This window comes from Erwinia pyrifoliae DSM 12163, from assembly GCF_000026985.1.
Taxonomy (GTDB): domain Bacteria; phylum Pseudomonadota; class Gammaproteobacteria; order Enterobacterales; family Enterobacteriaceae; genus Erwinia; species Erwinia pyrifoliae.
Genome location: NC_017390.1, coordinates 2,906,557 through 2,924,037, shown reverse-complemented (window position 1 = coordinate 2,924,037; position 17,481 = coordinate 2,906,557). Strand labels below are relative to the sequence as shown.

Sequence of the window (17,481 nt, the reverse complement as noted above, 5' to 3'; positions counted from 1 at the left end):
GAATGCGCGATGAAATTTATATGGCCCGGGCGCTGGAACTGGCGCGCCGTGGCCGTTTTACCACCACGCCGAATCCTAATGTAGGATGCGTGCTGGTGCGTGATGGCCAGATCGTCGGTGAAGGCTACCATATGCTCGCCGGCGAGCCGCACGCGGAAGTACACGCGCTACGCATGGCTGGTGAGAAATCGCTCGGGGCTACCGCCTATGTCACGCTGGAGCCGTGTAGCCATCACGGGCGTACGCCGCCGTGCTGTGAGGCGCTGATTGCGGCTGGCATTAAGCGGGTCGTTACCGCGATGCAGGATCCGAACCCGCAGGTAGCCGGGCGCGGGCTATATCGTTTGCAGCAGGCAGGGATTGAAGTCAGCCACGGGCTGATGATGCAGGAAGCGGAAGCGCTGAATCGTGGCTTTCTCAAACGCATGCGCACCGGTTTCCCTTGGGTACAGCTTAAGCTCGGTGCCTCCCTGGATGGGCGCACGGCGATGGCCAGCGGGGAAAGCCAGTGGATCACCTCTCCTGAAGCAAGACGCGATGTGCAAAGACTGCGCGCGCAAAGCTCGGCTATCCTCAGCACCAGCGCCACCGTGCTGGCAGATAATCCGGCGCTGACCGTTCGTCACGATGAACTGGATAGCGCCAGTCTGGCGGACTACCCGGTCGATTTGCTGCGCCAGCCGGTACGCGTCATCGTTGACGGTCAGAATCGCGTGACTCCAGAGTATCGGCTAGTTGCCCAGCCGGGGGAGACCTGGCTGGCACGCACCTCCGGCGATCGGCAGCAGTGGCCGGAAAACGTTAGCCAGCTGATCGTACCGCTCTATCAGAATCGCCTCGATCTGGTCTCATTACTGATGCTGCTGGGCAAAAAACAGATTAACAGCGTTTGGGTGGAAGCCGGAGCGCAATTTGCCGGCGCATTATTACAGGCAGGCGTCGTCGATGAACTGATCGTCTATCTGGCTCCTAAATTACTTGGCGATGCCGGGCGTGGCCTGTGTCAGCTGCCGGGGCTGGAAACGCTGGCCGCTGCACCTGCCTTTACCTTTAGTGATATTCGTCAGGTAGGGCCTGATATCAGGCTCACGTTGACCCCGTCATAAGGGCTTGCGCAAAAACAAGCAGGCTTTTAAAGAGTATGATAGAATCCGCCCCCCTGCGGGGCCAAACAGAACCCTGGAAGGAAGATATGAACGTTATTGAAGCTGCTGTTGCTACTCCTGACGCGCGCGTTGCTCTGGTTATTGCGCGTTTCAACAACTTTATCAACGACAGCCTGCTAAGCGGTGCCATCGATGCCCTGAAGCGTATTGGTCAGGTTAAAGATGAGAATATCACCGTAGTATGGGTTCCGGGTGCTTATGAGCTGCCCGTCACCGCTCGTGCGCTGGCGAAAACCGGTAAGCATGATGCGGTTGTGGCGCTGGGCACCGTGATCCGTGGCGGTACTGCCCATTTTGAATTCGTGGCAGGTGAGGCCAGTTCTGGCCTGGCCAGCGTTGCCATGCAAAGCGATATCCCGGTTGCCTTTGGCGTGCTGACGACGGAAAACATCGAGCAGGCCATTGAACGCGCCGGAACCAAAGCGGGTAATAAAGGTGCTGAAGCAGCCCTCACCGCTCTGGAAATGATTAACGTATTGAAAGCCATTAAAGCCTGATTTAAGGGGAATTTCGTGAAACCTGCTGCTCGTCGCCGCGCCCGTGAATGTGCTGTTCAGGCACTCTACTCCTGGCAGATATCTAAAAATGACATCGCGGATGTTGAATACCAGTTTCTGGCGGAACAGGACGTTAAAGACGTCGATATTACCTATTTCCGTGAGCTGGTCGGCGGCGTTGCAACTCACAGTGCATACCTCGACGACCTGATGAAACCGTTCCTGTCGCGTCAGCTTGAAGAGCTGGGCCAGGTGGAAAAGGCCATCTTGCGTATTTCACTGTTTGAACTCAGCAAGCGTTCAGACGTGCCTTACAAAGTGGCTATTAATGAGGGGATCGAGCTGGCAAAAGTGTTCGGTGCTGAAGACAGTCATAAGTTTGTCAACGGCGTGCTGGACAAAGCCGCTCCGCAGATCCGCCCCAACCGCAAATAATCCTCAGAGGCCGCTTAACCCGGCCTCATTTTGACTCCCGGAATGCATTATGGCCTGTGGCGAATTTGAACTGATTGCGCGCTATTTTAACCGCGCATCATGCTCCCGTCGCGATGTGGAGCAAGGCATCGGTGACGACTGTGCGCTACTCAGCGTGCCGGAAAAACAGACCCTGGCAATCAGTACCGACACGCTGGTTGAAGGCGTGCATTTCCTGCGTGATATCCATCCTGGCGACCTCGCCTATAAAGCGCTTGCCGTCAACCTCAGTGACCTGGCGGCAATGGGCGCGGAGCCGGCCTGGCTGACGCTGGCGATAACGCTACCTGAAGTCAACGAAAGCTGGTTAAAGGCGTTCAGCGACAGCCTGTTTGAACTGTTGGATTACTATCACATGCAGCTGATCGGCGGCGATACCACGCGTGGGCCGCTTAGCATGACCTTAGGCATTCATGGCCTGGTGCCGCAGGGTCGGGCGTTGAAGCGCAGCGGTGCACGTATCGGCGACTGGATCTACGTCACAGGCACGTTAGGTGACAGTGCTGCCGGTCTTGCGCTGCTTCAGCATCATGTGAAAATCAACGACCCGGTGGCTCATGAAGCCCTTATCAAGCGCCATTTACGCCCGATGCCGCGTGTTTTACAGGGGCAGGCCTTGCGTGATTTGGCCAGTTCCGCCATTGACCTGTCTGATGGGCTTATCTCCGACCTTGACCATATCCTGCAGGCCAGCGCCTGTGGTGCCCGGCTAAATCTTGATGCGCTACCGCTGTCAGCAGTGATGAAGCAGAATTTTGCTACACGGCAGGCGTTAAGCTGGGCGCTGAGCGGCGGTGAGGATTACGAACTGTGCTTCACTGTCGCCGAGATAAACCGTGGCGCGCTGGACGTGGCGCTGGGGTATCACGGCGTGCCCTATACCTGCATCGGGCAGATTGCGCCGCAGTCTGACGGACTCACGTTGTGGCAAAACGACCAGCCGGTAGACATCAACCTTAAGGGGTTCGATCACTTTGCAAAGCGCTAAGGATATTGCCAAAAGCCGCCTGAAAATGCGCAACCCGTGGCATTTACTCGCCACCGGATTCGGCAGCGGTTTAAGCCCCTGGATGCCGGGAACGGCGGGATCGCTGGCGGCGATCCCATTCTGGTATCTGATGAGCTTCCTTCCCCAGGATCTCTACGCGTTAGCGGTGCTGCTTGGCATCAGTATCGGGGTTTATCTCTGCCATCGTACGGCGAAAGATATGGGCGTGCACGATCACGGCAGTATCGTCTGGGATGAGTTTATCGGTATGTGGATCACGCTGATGGCCATTCCGGTCAACAGCTGGCAGTGGGTGCTGGCCGGATTTTTGCTGTTCCGCGTGCTGGATATCTGGAAACCCTGGCCGATCCGCTGGTTCGATCGCAACGTGCATGGCGGCATGGGCATTATGGTGGATGATATTATCGCAGGAATTATATCTGCCGTTATTCTCTACTGCGTCGGGCATTACTGGCTGGTTTAACGACCAGGCAGTGTTAACCCACTCCCCGCAGGGAGTAGGTTAACGATTATTGCGCCAGCCAGTCGGTTATCTGCTGCCGGATGCCGTTGGCATCCAGCTGATAATCGCTGCGAATCTCTTCCTGAGTCCCCTGAGGAATAAACTCATCCGGCAGGCCGATATTCAGTACCGGAACCGGTTTACGTTTCGCCATCAACAGTTCGTTAACGCCGCTGCCGGCACCGCCCTTAATCGCACCCTCTTCAAGGGTCACCAGGGCCTGGTGCTGTGCCGCCAGCTCCAGTACCAGCGCCTCATCAAGCGGTTTGACAAAACGCATATCCACCAGCGTGGCATTCATTGCCTCCGCTGTCACTGCCGCCTGTGGTAATAGCGTGCCGAAATTGAGGATCGCCAGTTTTTCTCCCTGCCGTTTGATCACGCCTTTACCCAGCGGCAGGGCGGCCAATGGTTCAAACGGCGCACCGGTGCCGGTGCCACGCGGGTAGCGTACCGCACTTGGCCCGCCTTCATGGTGATAGCCGCTATACAGCATCTGACGGCATTCGTTCTCATCGCTTGGCGTCATAATGACCATATTCGGAATACAGCGCAGGAAGGCGAGATCAAATGCCCCCTGGTGAGTCTGCCCATCTGCACCGACAATGCCACCACGGTCAATAGCAAACAGCACCGGCAGCTTTTGAATGGCCACGTCATGAATCAGCTGATCGTAGGCGCGCTGCAGGAAAGTCGAGTAAATTGCCACCACCGGTTTATACCCGCCGATGGCCAGCCCGGCAGCGAACGTCACCGCATGCTGTTCGGCAATCGCTACGTCGAAATATTGCTGCGGAAAGTCGCGCGAGAAGCTGACCATACCGGAGCCTTCACGCATTGCCGGCGTCACCGCCATCAGCTTGTCATCAACGGCGGCGGTTTCGCTCAGCCATTGCCCGAAAATCTTCGAGTAGCTGGGCAGGCCTTCGGCACTTTTGGGCAACAGGCCGCTGGCCGGATCAAACTTAGGCACCGCATGCCAGCTGATGGGGTCTTTTTCTGCCGGGGCATAGCCTTTGCCTTTTTTGGTCATGACGTGCAGGAACTGCGGGCCTTTCAGCGCGCGCATATTGCGCAGCGTATGCACCAGCGCTAACACGTCGTGCCCATCTATCGGGCCGATGTAATTAAAGCCCAGTTCTTCAAAAAGCGTGCCCGGTACCACCATCCCTTTCAGATGCTCTTCGGTGCGTTTCACCAGCTCTTTGATTGGCGGCAGGCCATCAAGTACCTTTTTGCCGCTTTCACGCAGGCGCGAATAGGTTTTACCGGACAAAATCTGGGCAAGACGATTATTTAACGCGCCAACGTTTTCAGAGATCGACATTTCATTGTCGTTCAGCACCACCAGCAGATCGGCCTTAATGTCTCCGGCGTGATTCATCGCTTCAAACGCCATCCCGGCGGTAATCGCGCCATCGCCGATAACGCAGGCGGTGCGGCGGCCTTGCGCTTCTTTACCGGCGGCAACCGCCATGCCAAGCCCGGCACTGATCGAGGTGGAGGAGTGGCCCACATTGAGCACGTCGAAGTCACTTTCTTCGCGCCAGGGGAACGGATGTAGCCCGTTTTTCTGGCGAATGGTGCCTATGCGGTCACGTCGTCCGGTCAGGATCTTGTGGGGGTAAGCCTGATGGCCAACATCCCATACCAGTTGATCGAACGGCGTGTTGTAGACGTAGTGCAGGGCAACGGTGAGTTCCACGACGCCCAGTCCGGAAGCAAAATGACCGCTGGAGCGGCTTACGCTGTCGAGCAGATACTGCCGCAGTTCGTCACAAAGCGTTGGCAGGCTCTCTTTTGGCAGCAAACGTAATTCTTGCACCGTGCTTGCCAGAGCAAGCGTCGGGTATTTTGCAGATTCAAAACTCATCAGTGACTCATTTGGAGGTTATTTATCGCGTTCAATGACAAAGCTTGCCAGCGCCCGCAGCGCGGACGTGTTGTAAGACTGCGCAGCAAGCGTGTCTAACGCGTTAAGGGATTCTTGACAGAGTTCCCATGCTTTTATCCGTGCATTGTCCAGCCCCATTAATGCCGGATAGGTACTTTTGCCCAATTGCTGATCGGCACCCTGCTGTTTTCCGAGCACTTCGGTATCACCTGTCACATCCAGAATGTCATCCTGTACCTGAAACGCCAGGCCGATGGCATTGGCAAATCGGTCGAGGGCTGGCAGGGCAGCACGGCCTCGTTCTCCCGCCGTCAAGGCACCAAGCCTTACCGCAGAACGGATCAGCGCGCCAGTTTTATGCCGGTGGATCTGCTCCAGTTCGTTTAACGTCACCTGCTTGCCTTCCGCAGCAAGATCTAACGCCTGACCGCCGCACATCCCGGCCACACCGCTGGCCTGGGCCAGTTCAGACAGCATGGCAATACGGCTTTCCGCCACCACGCCGGGCATTGGAGCGTCGGCAAGTATTGAGAAGGCGAGCGTCTGTAGCGCATCTCCTGCCAGAATGGCGGCCTCCTCACCAAACTTAATATGGCAGGTGGGCTGGCCGCGACGCAGGCTGTCATTATCCATAGCGGGCAAATCGTCGTGAATGAGAGAGTATGCATGAATACACTCGATCGCGGCTGCGGGTGCATCAAGCGCTGCATCGTTCGCACGCAGCATGTCGCCCGTTGCGTATACCAGGAAAGGGCGCAAGCGTTTACCACCCAATAGTGCGCCATACTCCATCGCGTTTACCAGAGGAGTACTCTGAAAAGGCAGTTGTGAAATAAACCCCTGAAGCGCTGCGTTGACCCGCTGATAGTGACTGGTGAGTAACAGGTTAAAATCCATTACTCTTTTTCCGGCGTGAAAGGCGTCAGATCGGCGTTTTTGTCTTCGCTCAGTAAAATGTGTACCCGTTGCTCTGCCTGTTGCAGCGTCTGCTGCCCGGCGCGAGCCAGCTGTACGCCGCGCTCAAATTCATTCAGCGCTTCTTCAAGCGCAAGATCGCCGCTTTCAAGGCGGCTGACAATTTGCTCCAGCTGTTGCAGGGAGGTTTCGAAACTGACAGGCTGTTGAGTTTTTTTCGGCATTTTTAATCCTGACTTTGCATTTTCATCAGCGAATGCCCATGTTAGCCGACTCTAAATGATTAGCAAAATATCCCTGCAAATTTAATGTTACCGGGGGCAATCATATTGGCGGCATATGACGCAGCAGCCGCCAGACAAAGGTGGTATACTTGCTGCGGATGCAAAGGGCGCAGGCCAGTTTGCGAGACTCTGATTTTAACAGTTAAGTGATCCTCCATCAGCACTTAATTGCCTAACGAATACATGCCGCCATGAAGTTTATCATTAAGTTATTCCCTGAAATTACAATCAAAAGCCAGTCGGTACGCCTGCGTTTTATTAAAATCCTCACCGGAAATATTCGCAACATACTCAAACCCTTTGATGAAACCCTCGCCGTGGTACGCCACTGGGACAATATCGAAGTGCGTGCCAAAGACGAAAGCAAGCGGGCTGCTATTGTGGCAGAGCTGACGCGCATTCCGGGCATTCATCATGTGCTGGCAGTGGAAGATCGCGCTTACACCGACGTGCATCATATTTTTGAACAAGCCCTCGAAATGAACCGCGAACGTATTGCAGGCAAGACCTTCTGCGTGCGCGTGAAGCGCCGTGGTCAGCATGAGTTCAGTTCACAGGACGTGGAACGCTACGTTGGCGGTGGCCTGAATCAGCATGTCGCCAGCGCTCAGGTACAACTCAATCGCCCCCAGGTGACGGTCAACCTGGAAATTGAAGACGATCGCCTGATTCTGGTTACCGCCCGTTATGAAGGCATCGGCGGTTATCCTATCGGCACCCAGGAAGATGTTCTGTCGCTGATTTCTGGTGGTTTTGACTCAGGCGTTTCCAGCTATATGCTGATGCGCCGTGGCTGCCGTGTGCACTATTGCTTCTTTAATCTCGGCGGCGCGGCCCATGAGATCGGCGTGCGCCAGGTTGCTCACTATTTGTGGAAGCGCTATGGCAGTACCCATCGCGTGCGCTTTGTAGCCATCAACTTTGAGCCAGTGGTCGGTGAGATCCTGGAAAAAGTGGATGATGGCCAGATGGGGGTGGTGCTGAAGCGTATGATGGTGCGTGTCGCTTCACAAATTGCCGAGCGTTACGGCGTACAGGCGTTGGTAACCGGTGAAGCGCTGGGCCAGGTCTCCAGCCAGACGCTAACAAACCTGCGCCTGATCGACAATGCCAGCGATACGCTGATCCTGCGTCCACTGATTTCCCATGATAAAGAGCACATTATCAAGCTGTCGCGTGAAATCGGCACGGAAGATTTTGCGCGTACCATGCCGGAATACTGCGGTGTGATTTCAAAAAGCCCAACGGTCAAAGCGGTCAAGGCGAAGATCGAACAGGAAGAGCAAAACTTCGATTTCGCCATTCTTGACCGGATGGTTGAGGAAGCGACTAACGTTGATATTCGTGAAATCGCCGAGAAGACCGAAGAGGAAGTGGTTGAAGTGGAGACCGTTGCCTCATTTTCTGACAATGATGTGATACTGGACATTCGTTCGGCCGACGAGCAGGAAGCGCGTCCGCTGGAGCTGGATGGCGTGGTAGTGAAATCGTTGCCGTTCTATAAGCTGGCAACGCAATTTGGCGATCTCGACCAGAGCAAAAGCTGGCTGTTGTACTGTGAACGCGGCGTGATGAGCCGCTTGCAGGCGCTGTATCTGCACGAACAGGGTTTTAAAAACGTCAAGGTCTATCGCCCTTAGGTCAGTTCCATGCCAACTATGCTGCCGACGGCTGGTGCGCGCGGCAGCTAACCCACAAAATATTAATCGCGGTAATCGTAAATTCCGGCAGCCACCACCAGCTGCGCGGCGACCTCACGCGCGGCGTCTTTGCCAACCAGCAAGTCAATAAGCTTCAGGGCAAAATCAATAGCAGTGCCTGGCCCCTGGCTGGTGAGCAGATTGACCCGGCGATCCCATACCACGCGTTTATCCATCCATTTCTCTTGGGGAATGTCCTCTTTCAGCCCCGGAAAGCCGGTCATATTTCCCACCGGGAACAGATTATGCGGTATCAATACTGTGGCGGCGGCGGAGCAGATTGCGGCAACGATGCGCCCTGACTGATTGAAGTGACGGATGGTTTCCACCAGCAGCGGGCTGTCGCGAAAGCATTCTGCCCCTTTCAAGCCACCTGGCAGAACGAGGGCAGCAAAATCGTCATCGGCGACTTCCACCAGCGGCGCATCGGCTAACAGTCGAACTCCGCGTGAGCAGATAATTTCACAGTTGCCATCGTCAGCAACGCTGGCGGTAACCACTCTCAGCCCGGCACGCACGAGTAAGTCGATGGTGGTGACGGCCTCGGTTTCTTCACTCCCAGGTGCCAGGCAAACCAGAACCGATGGTTTCTCGGTCATAATCTTGTTCCTTTCGCTTGATGAATTCAAAAAGTCGGCTGTTATGAGGCGTGCTCAACCCCTGTGCGCGTGCGCGCCGAATAACATAGCCGTTGATATAGTCGATTTCGGTGCGGCGCTGGCCCCGAACGTCCTGCAGCATTGAGGAGGTATTCGCGGCGGTGGTGCTGATCACTTCAAGCACATAATCGATCAGCCATTCACGCGAAATATGCTGACCTTCGCGCTCCATCACTGCTGCTACTTCGTCGCTCAGGGATTCAATCTCCTGACGGTGTTCAGCCAGCTCGCCGTTGGTGCAGTTATAAAATACCGTTAAGGGGTTGATAACGCAGTTTACCGCCAGTTTTTGCCATGCGGCGGAAGCCACGTTATTGTGCCATGCCACATCCGGCAGAGCGCGGTGCAAAACTTCCGCCAAATCGCTCAGTTCCGCGCCTCCGTTCGAGGTCGGGCCGATATGGGTAATCCCTGAGGCGACATGAATAATGACCGTGCCATCTCGTTTTGCTGCGTGGGTCGTGACGCCCCGTAATAATGGCTGACGCAGGTTTTTCAACTCGTCAAGCGTCCCCATGCCGTTATGCAACAGCAGGATTGGGCAGCGTGCGGGCAAAATAAATTGCAGATTTCTGACTGATTCAGAGACTTGCCAGGCTTTCAGTGTAACGATCAACAGCTCACTTTCGGCGAGAAATACCGGGTCGTTAGCGATAAAGGTCTTATTGATGCTTCTGCCATGCAGGTCAATAACATTTACCGAACAATACGGCTGCGGTACTCGCAGCCAGCCCTGAACTTCATGTCCCTGCCGTTCAAGCGCAGCCAACCAGATCTGCCCTAAGGCCCCACATCCAAGTACGGTAATTTTCATTGTTCCTCCCCGCATGCGGGTTGCTTGACCAGCCTGGCGCATGCCTGCCTGACTGTTATTATAGCTTTCAGCGCCGGTGGTTTTATTTACCAGCGGCAAGCAGGTATTATGCCTGTCACTTTAGTATCAGGAGAATAGATCATGCCATCTTTCGATATCGTTTCTGAAATTGATATGCAGGAAGTGCGTAACGCGGTAGACAACGCTAACCGTGAAATATCCACCCGCTTCGATTTTCGCGGCGTTCAGGCCAGTTTCGAGCTGAATGAAAAAAATGAGTCGATTAAGGTCTCCAGCGAATCGGATTTTCAGGTGAAGCAGCTGGTGGATATTCTGCGTGAAAAACTGTTGAAACGCGGAATAGAAGGTGGAGCACTCGACGTTCCGGAGCAAATTGAGCACAGTGGTAAAAGCTGGAGCGTTGATGCAAAAATGAAGAAAGGCATCGAAACGGACATTGCTAAAAAGCTGGTTAAGCTGATTAAAGACAGCAAGCTGAAAGTGCAGTCGCAGATTCAGGGTGATGAAGTTCGCGTCACCGGTAAATCACGCGATGACCTGCAAGGCGCGATGGCGCTGGTACGTAAGGGCGAATTAGGGCAGCCGTTCCAGTTTAAGAACTTCCGCGATTAGCGTTGTTTGAGGTGCTGCGCTTATCGAGACGTACTGGGGGTACAACTTAATCGTTTGAAGTCACTCGTAATACGGTATGACCAAGGGTTAGTATCGCAGAATCAACTACTGCGGCAGGCGCAGCACCACAAAGTGAGTATTCGCGTGCATTGTTGCAGCGGAGTCTGAAAAGCAGGATTAAACAGGGAAATTTAGGGGATCTTATCTCGAACGGTGTTTTTCTTAAATTGATGGGGTTATGGGAGAATCTTAAGATTCTCAACATCATGGATGGACGGATGTGCAGGTAATCCCCCCATTTTTAAACGGAGTTGATAAGTAGAATCAGATCGTGGAGCNTGTAATTTAAATTGTGTATCTGCCTGTTTTTGATATGTTCATTCCAACAACGGAGACAGGCANATTATGGACGANAAGAAACTCAANGCCCTTGCGGCTGAACTGGCTAAAGGCCTTAAAACCGAAGCCGANCTCAATGCGTTTTCCCGCATGCTGACGAAGCTTACCGTTGAAACAGCACTCAATGCTGAGCTGACTGACCACCTCGGGCACGAGAAAAACGCCCCAAAAGCAGGCTCCAATACCCGCAACGGCTATTCGTCAAAAACTCTGCTGTGCGATGACGGCGAGATTGAACTCAGCACACCGCGTGACCGTGAAAACACCTTTGAACCTCTGCTGATAAAGAAAAACCAGACGCGTATCACGCAGATGGACAGCCAGATTTTGTCCCTGTACGCCAAAGGCATGACGACCCGAGACATCGTCGCCACGTTCAGGGAAATGTACGATGCGGACGTGTCGCCCACGCTGATTTCAAAAGTCACGGATGCCGTTAAAGAGCAGGTTGCTGAATGGCAGAACCGCCCGTTGGATGCACTTTATCCCATTTGTTTATCTTGACTGTATCGTGGTGAAAGTTCGTCACGATGGCAGCGTGATTAACAAGGCCGTCTTCCTCGCTCTGGGCATTAATACCGAAGGCCAGAAAGAGCTGTTGGGCATGTGGCTGGCAGAAAACGAAGGCGCGAAGTTCTGGCTCAGCGTGCTGACAGAGCTTAAAAANCGGGGCCTTCAGGACATCCTGATTGCCTGTGTGGACGGACTGAAGGGCTTCCCGGATGCGATAAACAGCGTTTATCCTCAGACGCATATCCAGCTGTGTATTATTCATATGGTGCGCAACAGCCTGAAATACGTGTCGTGGAAGGACTACAAAGCCGTCACCGGCGGGCTGAAAAAGGTGTATCAGGCTCCGACAGAAGAGGCGGCGCTGATGGCGCTGGATAAGTTTGCAGGCATCTGGGACGAGAAATACCCGCAAATCAGTAAGAGCTGGCGCACACACTGGGAAAATCTTAATACGTTCTTCGGCTATCCGCCCGATATCCGTAAGGCTATCTACACCACGAACGCCATCGAATCACTGAACAGCGTGATCCGCGCAGCCATCAAAAAGCGAAAGGTGTTCCCGACAGATGACTCGGTGAGAAAGGTCATTTATCTGGCGATCCAGTCGGCGTCAAAAAAATGGAATATGCCGATCCAGAACTGGCGGCTGGCAATGAGNCGTTTTATTATCGAGTTCGGTGANCGCCTGAGCGATCACCTTTAATACGGTGGCAGTTACACAGAATTATTTACAGGGTCGATTTTCCTGTCCAGTCACCACGCTCCCTGCATTCCCGATCCTGTACGGTACAGGTACCATGGTGCCGCTTCTGCTGTTTGCTGAACTATATGGTATATTCCCGTATGGCAGAATTCAGCGCACCCGGTCCGTGCGATACCAGATGCAGGCCACATCTGCTTAATCTGCCACTGTTTATCAGGCTTGAGTTTTCTGCTAACTGCTTACCTCCCCGCGCGTCCACCCAGTGACGACATTGAATTTTTTCTGTTGCAAATGTCCATAACAGGGAACAATTGAAGGAATGATGATGGAAAAAATTAATAGGAAGTTTTTGAAATATGCAGCAACCAGGCTGAAAAAGTTGGTGTCAAAAATTAATGAATTACTGAAACAGGATGACGTTTCCCCTGAATCGAAATATACCGCGCTGACGCCATCTAAGATTGAAGGTCCGAATGAATACTTCACTGCCATGGACTATGCGCTGTCACAAAAAGAAGTCAGGAACATTGCGGTAACGGGGGCTTACGGCGCTGGCAAAAGCACCATCATCAGCTCATACATGGATACGTTAAGTATAGGGCGGCACATCAGCGTCTCTCTTGCCGGTTTCGACATGGAAAAAAAGGGTGATCCTAAACCACAGGAGGTGGAGCTAAGCATCCTTCAGCAGATCCTCTATAAAGAAAACAGTGACGCGCTCCCTGACTCCAGGATAGACCGTATTCTTAACAGAAACGGGAGGCACATCAGACGGGTTTTCTTCTCGGCCTTAAAGCTCGCGGTGCCGCTCAGTCTCCTGCTGGCGCTCATTTTCCCGGATAAGGCCCTCAGTATTGCAGGTATACCCGCCAGCATTGTCACCTGGTTTGACTGGGCAGTACCGTATAAATCATTGTTTGTGCTTTTGTCGTTCGGACTCTCACTTTACTGTATTTCCGCATTCACCTCACGGATAGGTATCTTTGACAAGAAAATAAAGCTCAACAAGATCTCGCTTCTGAGCGGAGAGGTCGAGACCGGAAGCGGTGAATCAAGCTCTCTTCTGAATAACTGCCTCGATGAGATGGTGTACTTTTTTTCAAAGATTCAGGACTACCGCATCGTGGTGTTCGAAGACCTCGATCGCCTGAAAGATCATGATATTTTCGTAAAATTAAGAGAGATAAACACAATAATAAACAATAATCTTTCTGAAGATAATCCGCTCCGGTTCATCTACGCCGTCAGGGACGATGTTTTTCCCGGTGCTGAATCACGCACGAAGTTTTTTGATTTCATCATACCCGTCGTTTCTGTTATGGATGTGAGAAATGCTTACTCCCTGTTAAATAGCAGGCTTGGTGATAGCGTTCCTGGAATTCAGGACTGTCTGCGTGGTACGTCAATGTATATAAACGACATGCGCTGTCTCCAGAATATAGTGAATGAATACCTCATATTCGAAAGCATGGTAGATAATAATAACAGGAAGGTTAACCTTTACAGCCTTATTTTTTACAAAAACACGTTCTCCCATGATTATGGGTTAATTGACAGAAAAATAAGTTTACTGTACCGCTTTGTACATGATTATCGTCACCTCATATTGCATGATGAGTATTTTTCAAACTTAAAAGAAACAATTTTGCTTCTTTCTGGTAAGTTAAAATCTGTCATAGAGGAGCATGCCAGCACATCCCTGGATATCAGGGAAAGTATTATTGCTTCACTTATTCCAAAAAGGTTGAGAGTTGTTGTTAAATTACAGCACTCTAAGGATAATTATCACTTTTACTCCTACGATACGAACGCACTCGTCAGTAATGAAAGTGAGTTTATTGAATTTCTGGAAAGTCAAGAAAATATAAGAGTTGGCAGTGTTATTTGTAACGGTAATTCACAAGATTCCTTTATATTATCCCAGTCTGAAAGGGCCGATCTGCAGAGCGATTATGAAAGGCGGAAGACTCTTATCGGAGATGACAGAGCTAAAGCCATTGAAAAAGCAAAATCAGACCTGGCCGAAGCAAAGGAAAAACAGCGTCGGAAAAAAGCGATATCGCTGTCCGGCCTGGTCTCGCTGATGACTCTGGAACAGTTCTCAGCCAGAGCAGAGGGCTATCTTAACGCTCTGGACACTCACACATTTCTGTCCGAAGAGAAAAGGAAACTTATTCGTGACGAAATGCGTTATGGCGGGACTGATGCGCTGTATCTGTTGCTGTCACGGGGGTTCCTTGACCAGGACTTCATGCGTTCCCGCTCCGTTTTCCATGAAGGTGGCCTGTCGCCTGAGGATAACGAATTCATTAAGCAAATTCCTCTCGGCCTCTCGTTCGAAAAATCGAATGACAGCCACGTCATAGATGACGTCAGGGGGGTTACAGACGAAATCCGCGCACAGAATTTCCTGCACTTTGATGCGGTACTGCATCATCAAATCCTTGCTTACCTGCTCCAAAAGAACGATAGCAGCCTTGATGACATGATCGCCACGCTGTTCAATAAGACGGGTGATATCATTCTGGAGGTACTGAACTCGCTTGAAAACCGGTTCAAGGAGCCAGACAGCTTCGCCCAGCTGCTTGTTCGTATTATCGACAAAAATCGTTATCTGAATCTTTTGATTACCCACCTTCAGGCCGCAGATAAAAGTGATGAAAATACCCTGCTTGCTGCGGCGGTGGTTTCATATGCCCAGGCGGATTGGGCGGATAATAGCGACGCGTTCCGGGATTACGTTGAGGCGCTTGGTCCCGGTATCGTGCACCATGTCGAGGCGCTGCGCATGCCGGAATTTCTGACCCTTATCCGCAGCCTGGCAGTGCGCTATGAAACGTTCACACCCGCCGCCAGCGACGGGGAGCGGGAGCTCCACTGCTTCGCTGGGCAACACCATTTATATAGGCTTACCAGTGAAAATGTCGGGCACGTTCTGTCGGCGCGCCTTAGCTCGCACGGATACACCGTCACTGAATGTCGCGAGCTCCCCTGGTCACTCGCATCCTCGCACGATACGGCGACGCATCAGTACTTCCTGCAGGATCCTGAGACGTTTGTCAGAGAGGTGTTTCTGACCTCTCAGGAAGATGCCGCGGCCGTTAATGCCGTACTTTTCCTCACTCCCCTCAGCGATGACCTGAAGTTAAGGATCGTCAGGGAAATGAGCTTCTGCCTGGATTCGCTGGCGGAAATTCCCCGTGAGCCCGGCTCTGAAGAAAACGGAGTAACGCTTTCGTTCCGCGACCTGTTTTACCGCTATGACCGCGTTTATGCCCGTTGGGCTGGGCTGCTGGCCGACCTTGAAAACGGCGGCGATCAGAAGGTGATTACGTGCTTTATGGCCCGGCATGCCGACATCCTGGGTGAGGACTGCCTGGAGGATTATGATGAAAAAACGTACGCCAATGCCTATCAATATGTTATATGCAATTCTCTATTAGATGAGAACAGCTATAAAAAAATACTCAGAAATACTGAAGTCAGAACCGAACTGTTTGACAGTAAAATAACAGAGGTTGTCATTATCCGGCTTCTGAAAAACAGTAAAGTAGAACTGAATAAAGATAACTACAGCATCATTATCAGCCGGGCAGGAACCGGTGATGACATGCTTGAGGCGATGGTTTTCTGGTTTGGTTGTTATAAGAAAGAGTTCATGGCTGACAGCGAGTTTTATCTTCAGGCTATTGATGATAATAATGCTTTTGAAAAGTTGCTGATAAAAGTTACAGGAAGCGGTGCTTTACCGGACTCCTTGAAAAATGCGTTAATCATTCAGCAGGCGGAATATTACCTGTCGCTTCCAGATAATGAGCTGCCACTTTCTGAAGAGCAGAAGCTAAGCGTATTTTATCTTTCTCAGGACGAGAGGTTTAAAATGAAAATCATGCGCACGCTCATATTGTCCCGGTACCGTAACAGAGCGGTACTGGGACAGATGGCTGAAACATTGCAGAACAGCGAACTGAAAAAAATATTTAATGCAAAAACCAGGGCGACGCTAACCCTTAATGATCGGGAGAGCTGCATTCCACTACTCAATGATTTACGTCAGGCCGGATTAATCAAAGACTATGAGTTACGGGAAGAAAATAAAGTGTTTGTGACCTCAGGGGGCTCAGCTAAAGTGTATTAGCTCAGACCTGATCTGACAGTTACCGGTTATTTATACAGGTGTCTGTCAGATTACATCCGGCTTAAATTTTTCTCAGCCCAGATGTGTTTTCCATCAAGTAATGTTTCCATTGGCGTCCGGCCACAGCACATTTTCCCCTGATGGGTTCGCTCATTATTATAGTGAGCCAGCCATTCATCAAGATCCGATTGTAATGTATCGAGTTCGCCATACAGTTTTTTGCGGAACGCTACCTGATAAAACTCCTGCAATATCGTCCTGTGGAACCGTTCGCAGATGCCGTTCGTTTGCGGCGACATCGCTTTGGTCTTCGTGTGGTCGATATCATTTATTGCCAGATACAGCTGGTAATCATGCTGCTCTACTTTGCCACAGTACTCTGTGCCTCTGTCGGTCAGTATTCTCAGCATGGGCAGTCCCTGAGACGCGTAGAACGGCAGCACACGGTCATTCAACAGCTCTGCCGCTGTAATCGGCGTTTTGGTGACATACAGTTTGCAGTGAGCGACCTTCGAGTAGGTATCCACGAACGTCTGCTGATAAATACGCCCGACACCTTTCAGGTTCCCCACGTAGAACGTGTCCTGAGAGCCAAGATAACCCGGATGAGCGGTTTCAATTTCGCCACAGGCCTCGTCATCACTGGCTTGACGTTCCAGTTCGGCGATCTGGCTGTCAGTCAGTTCGATACCCTCACGAGCCACTTTTTCTTCCAGTGCTTTAAGGCGCTTTTTGAAATTCTCAAGGTTGTGGCGCAGCCAGACAGAACGGACACCACTTCCTGAGATAAAAACGCCCTGTTTACGCAACTCATTGCTGCTCCGGTGCTGACCATGAGCAGGGAACGCAACTGCATAACTAACAACGGCCTGTTCAGTTGCATCGTCAGTACGATTTTTGAGATTGGGAGCGCGTCGGCTGCGGTTAATCAGCGCATCCACACCGCCTTCGTCAGCCAGTTCACGATAACGGTAAAACGTATCACGGGAGACGCCCATGATTTTACAGGCTTTTGACACGTTGCTGAGTTNTTCGGCCAGATTGAGCAAACCTGTTTTGTGTTTGATGACAGGATTGTTAGTATGAAGCATGAGAGTTACCTCGTGTTTTGTATAAGGATTCGACACCCATATCAAAACCGGTAACTCTCAACCTTTCAAGGCCATATGTCAGATCAAGTC

At 52.0% G+C, this 17,481-nt stretch carries 14 protein-coding genes and 1 pseudogene; 9 read left to right on the top strand and 6 right to left on the bottom strand.

The genetic code is table 11. The annotated features are described in order from the left end of the window. Positions 1-2: 2 nt before the first annotated feature. The 5 genes from ribD to pgpA all read left to right on the top strand — a co-directional run bounded on the left by ribD (position 3) and on the right by pgpA (position 3,609). Positions 3-1,106: a bifunctional diaminohydroxyphosphoribosylaminopyrimidine deaminase/5-amino-6-(5-phosphoribosylamino)uracil reductase RibD gene (gene ribD, locus EPYR_RS13305; protein ID WP_012668905.1), complete on the top strand. Its 1,104-nt coding sequence runs from the start codon at positions 3-5 to the stop codon at positions 1,104-1,106. A gap of 86 nt (positions 1,107-1,192) precedes the next feature. Further along, positions 1,193-1,663 (top strand): 6,7-dimethyl-8-ribityllumazine synthase, encoded by a 471-nt coding sequence (gene ribH, locus EPYR_RS13300; RefSeq protein ID WP_004156266.1) that lies wholly within the window; start codon positions 1,193-1,195, stop codon positions 1,661-1,663. Positions 1,664-1,678: 15 nt separating this feature from the next. Next, positions 1,679-2,098: a transcription antitermination factor NusB gene (nusB, locus tag EPYR_RS13295; RefSeq protein ID WP_004156267.1), complete on the top strand. Its 420-nt coding sequence runs from the start codon at positions 1,679-1,681 to the stop codon at positions 2,096-2,098. 49 nt (positions 2,099-2,147) lie between these two features. After that, entirely contained in the window at positions 2,148-3,125 is a 978-nt protein-coding gene (thiL, locus tag EPYR_RS13290) for a thiamine-phosphate kinase (protein WP_012668904.1), read from the top strand. Beyond that, entirely contained in the window at positions 3,112-3,609 is a 498-nt protein-coding gene (pgpA, locus tag EPYR_RS13285) for a phosphatidylglycerophosphatase A (RefSeq protein WP_014539291.1), read from the top strand. Before thiL ends, pgpA begins: the two co-directional genes overlap by 14 nt. Before the next feature lie 46 nt (positions 3,610-3,655). Here pgpA and dxs read toward each other — a convergent pair whose 3' ends face one another. The 3 genes from dxs to xseB are packed head-to-tail and all read right to left on the bottom strand — an operon-like array spanning position 3,656 to position 6,681. Beyond that, the gene (gene dxs, locus EPYR_RS13280) at positions 3,656-5,521 is read right to left on the bottom strand and encodes a 1-deoxy-D-xylulose-5-phosphate synthase (protein ID WP_012668902.1); all 1,866 of its coding nucleotides are present in this window, start codon (positions 5,519-5,521) and stop codon (positions 3,656-3,658) included. 18 nt (positions 5,522-5,539) lie between these two features. After that, a complete protein-coding gene (ispA, locus tag EPYR_RS13275; RefSeq protein ID WP_012668901.1) occupies positions 5,540-6,439 on the bottom strand; it encodes a (2E,6E)-farnesyl diphosphate synthase in 900 nt (299 codons plus the stop codon). Then, entirely contained in the window at positions 6,439-6,681 is a 243-nt protein-coding gene (xseB, locus tag EPYR_RS13270) for an exodeoxyribonuclease VII small subunit (RefSeq protein ID WP_012668900.1), read from the bottom strand. Before xseB ends, ispA begins: the two co-directional genes overlap by 1 nt. 251 nt (positions 6,682-6,932) lie before the next feature. Between xseB and thiI the strand changes: the two genes are divergently transcribed. Further along, positions 6,933-8,381 (top strand): tRNA uracil 4-sulfurtransferase ThiI, encoded by a 1,449-nt coding sequence (gene thiI, locus EPYR_RS13265; protein WP_012668899.1) that lies wholly within the window; start codon positions 6,933-6,935, stop codon positions 8,379-8,381. 62 nt (positions 8,382-8,443) lie between these two features. On the opposite strand, the gene yajL is transcribed toward thiI, so the two are convergent. Both yajL and panE read right to left on the bottom strand, forming a co-directional pair. After that, positions 8,444-9,040: a protein deglycase YajL gene (yajL, locus tag EPYR_RS13260; RefSeq protein ID WP_014539290.1), complete on the bottom strand. Its 597-nt coding sequence runs from the start codon at positions 9,038-9,040 to the stop codon at positions 8,444-8,446. Next, positions 8,994-9,914: a 2-dehydropantoate 2-reductase gene (panE, locus tag EPYR_RS13255; RefSeq protein WP_012668897.1), complete on the bottom strand. Its 921-nt coding sequence runs from the start codon at positions 9,912-9,914 to the stop codon at positions 8,994-8,996. The genes yajL and panE overlap by 47 nt, the downstream gene beginning before the upstream one ends. Positions 9,915-10,055: 141 nt before the next feature. On the opposite strand from panE, the gene EPYR_RS13250 reads away from it, so the two are divergent. The 3 genes and pseudogenes from EPYR_RS13250 to EPYR_RS13240 all read left to right on the top strand — a co-directional run bounded on the left by EPYR_RS13250 (position 10,056) and on the right by EPYR_RS13240 (position 16,300). Beyond that, positions 10,056-10,547, top strand: coding sequence for a YajQ family cyclic di-GMP-binding protein (locus tag EPYR_RS13250; RefSeq protein WP_012668896.1), 492 nt, complete (start codon positions 10,056-10,058; stop codon positions 10,545-10,547). A 405-nt stretch (positions 10,548-10,952) separates the two neighbouring features. Beyond that, positions 10,953-12,162 (top strand): annotated as a pseudogene (locus EPYR_RS13245) (IS256 family transposase). Positions 12,163-12,487: 325 nt separating this feature from the next. Beyond that, positions 12,488-16,300 carry a YobI family P-loop NTPase gene (locus EPYR_RS13240; RefSeq protein WP_012668893.1) on the top strand — a complete coding sequence of 1,271 codons (3,813 nt, stop codon included), beginning with the start codon at positions 12,488-12,490 and terminating at the stop codon, positions 16,298-16,300. Positions 16,301-16,350: 50 nt separating this feature from the next. Here the strand turns inward: EPYR_RS13240 and EPYR_RS13235 are convergent, their stop codons facing one another. Next, complete coding sequence (locus EPYR_RS13235) at positions 16,351-17,391, bottom strand: IS481 family transposase (RefSeq protein WP_014539286.1); 1,041 nt, start codon at positions 17,389-17,391, stop codon at positions 16,351-16,353. Between the last annotated feature and the right edge of the window lie 90 nt (positions 17,392-17,481).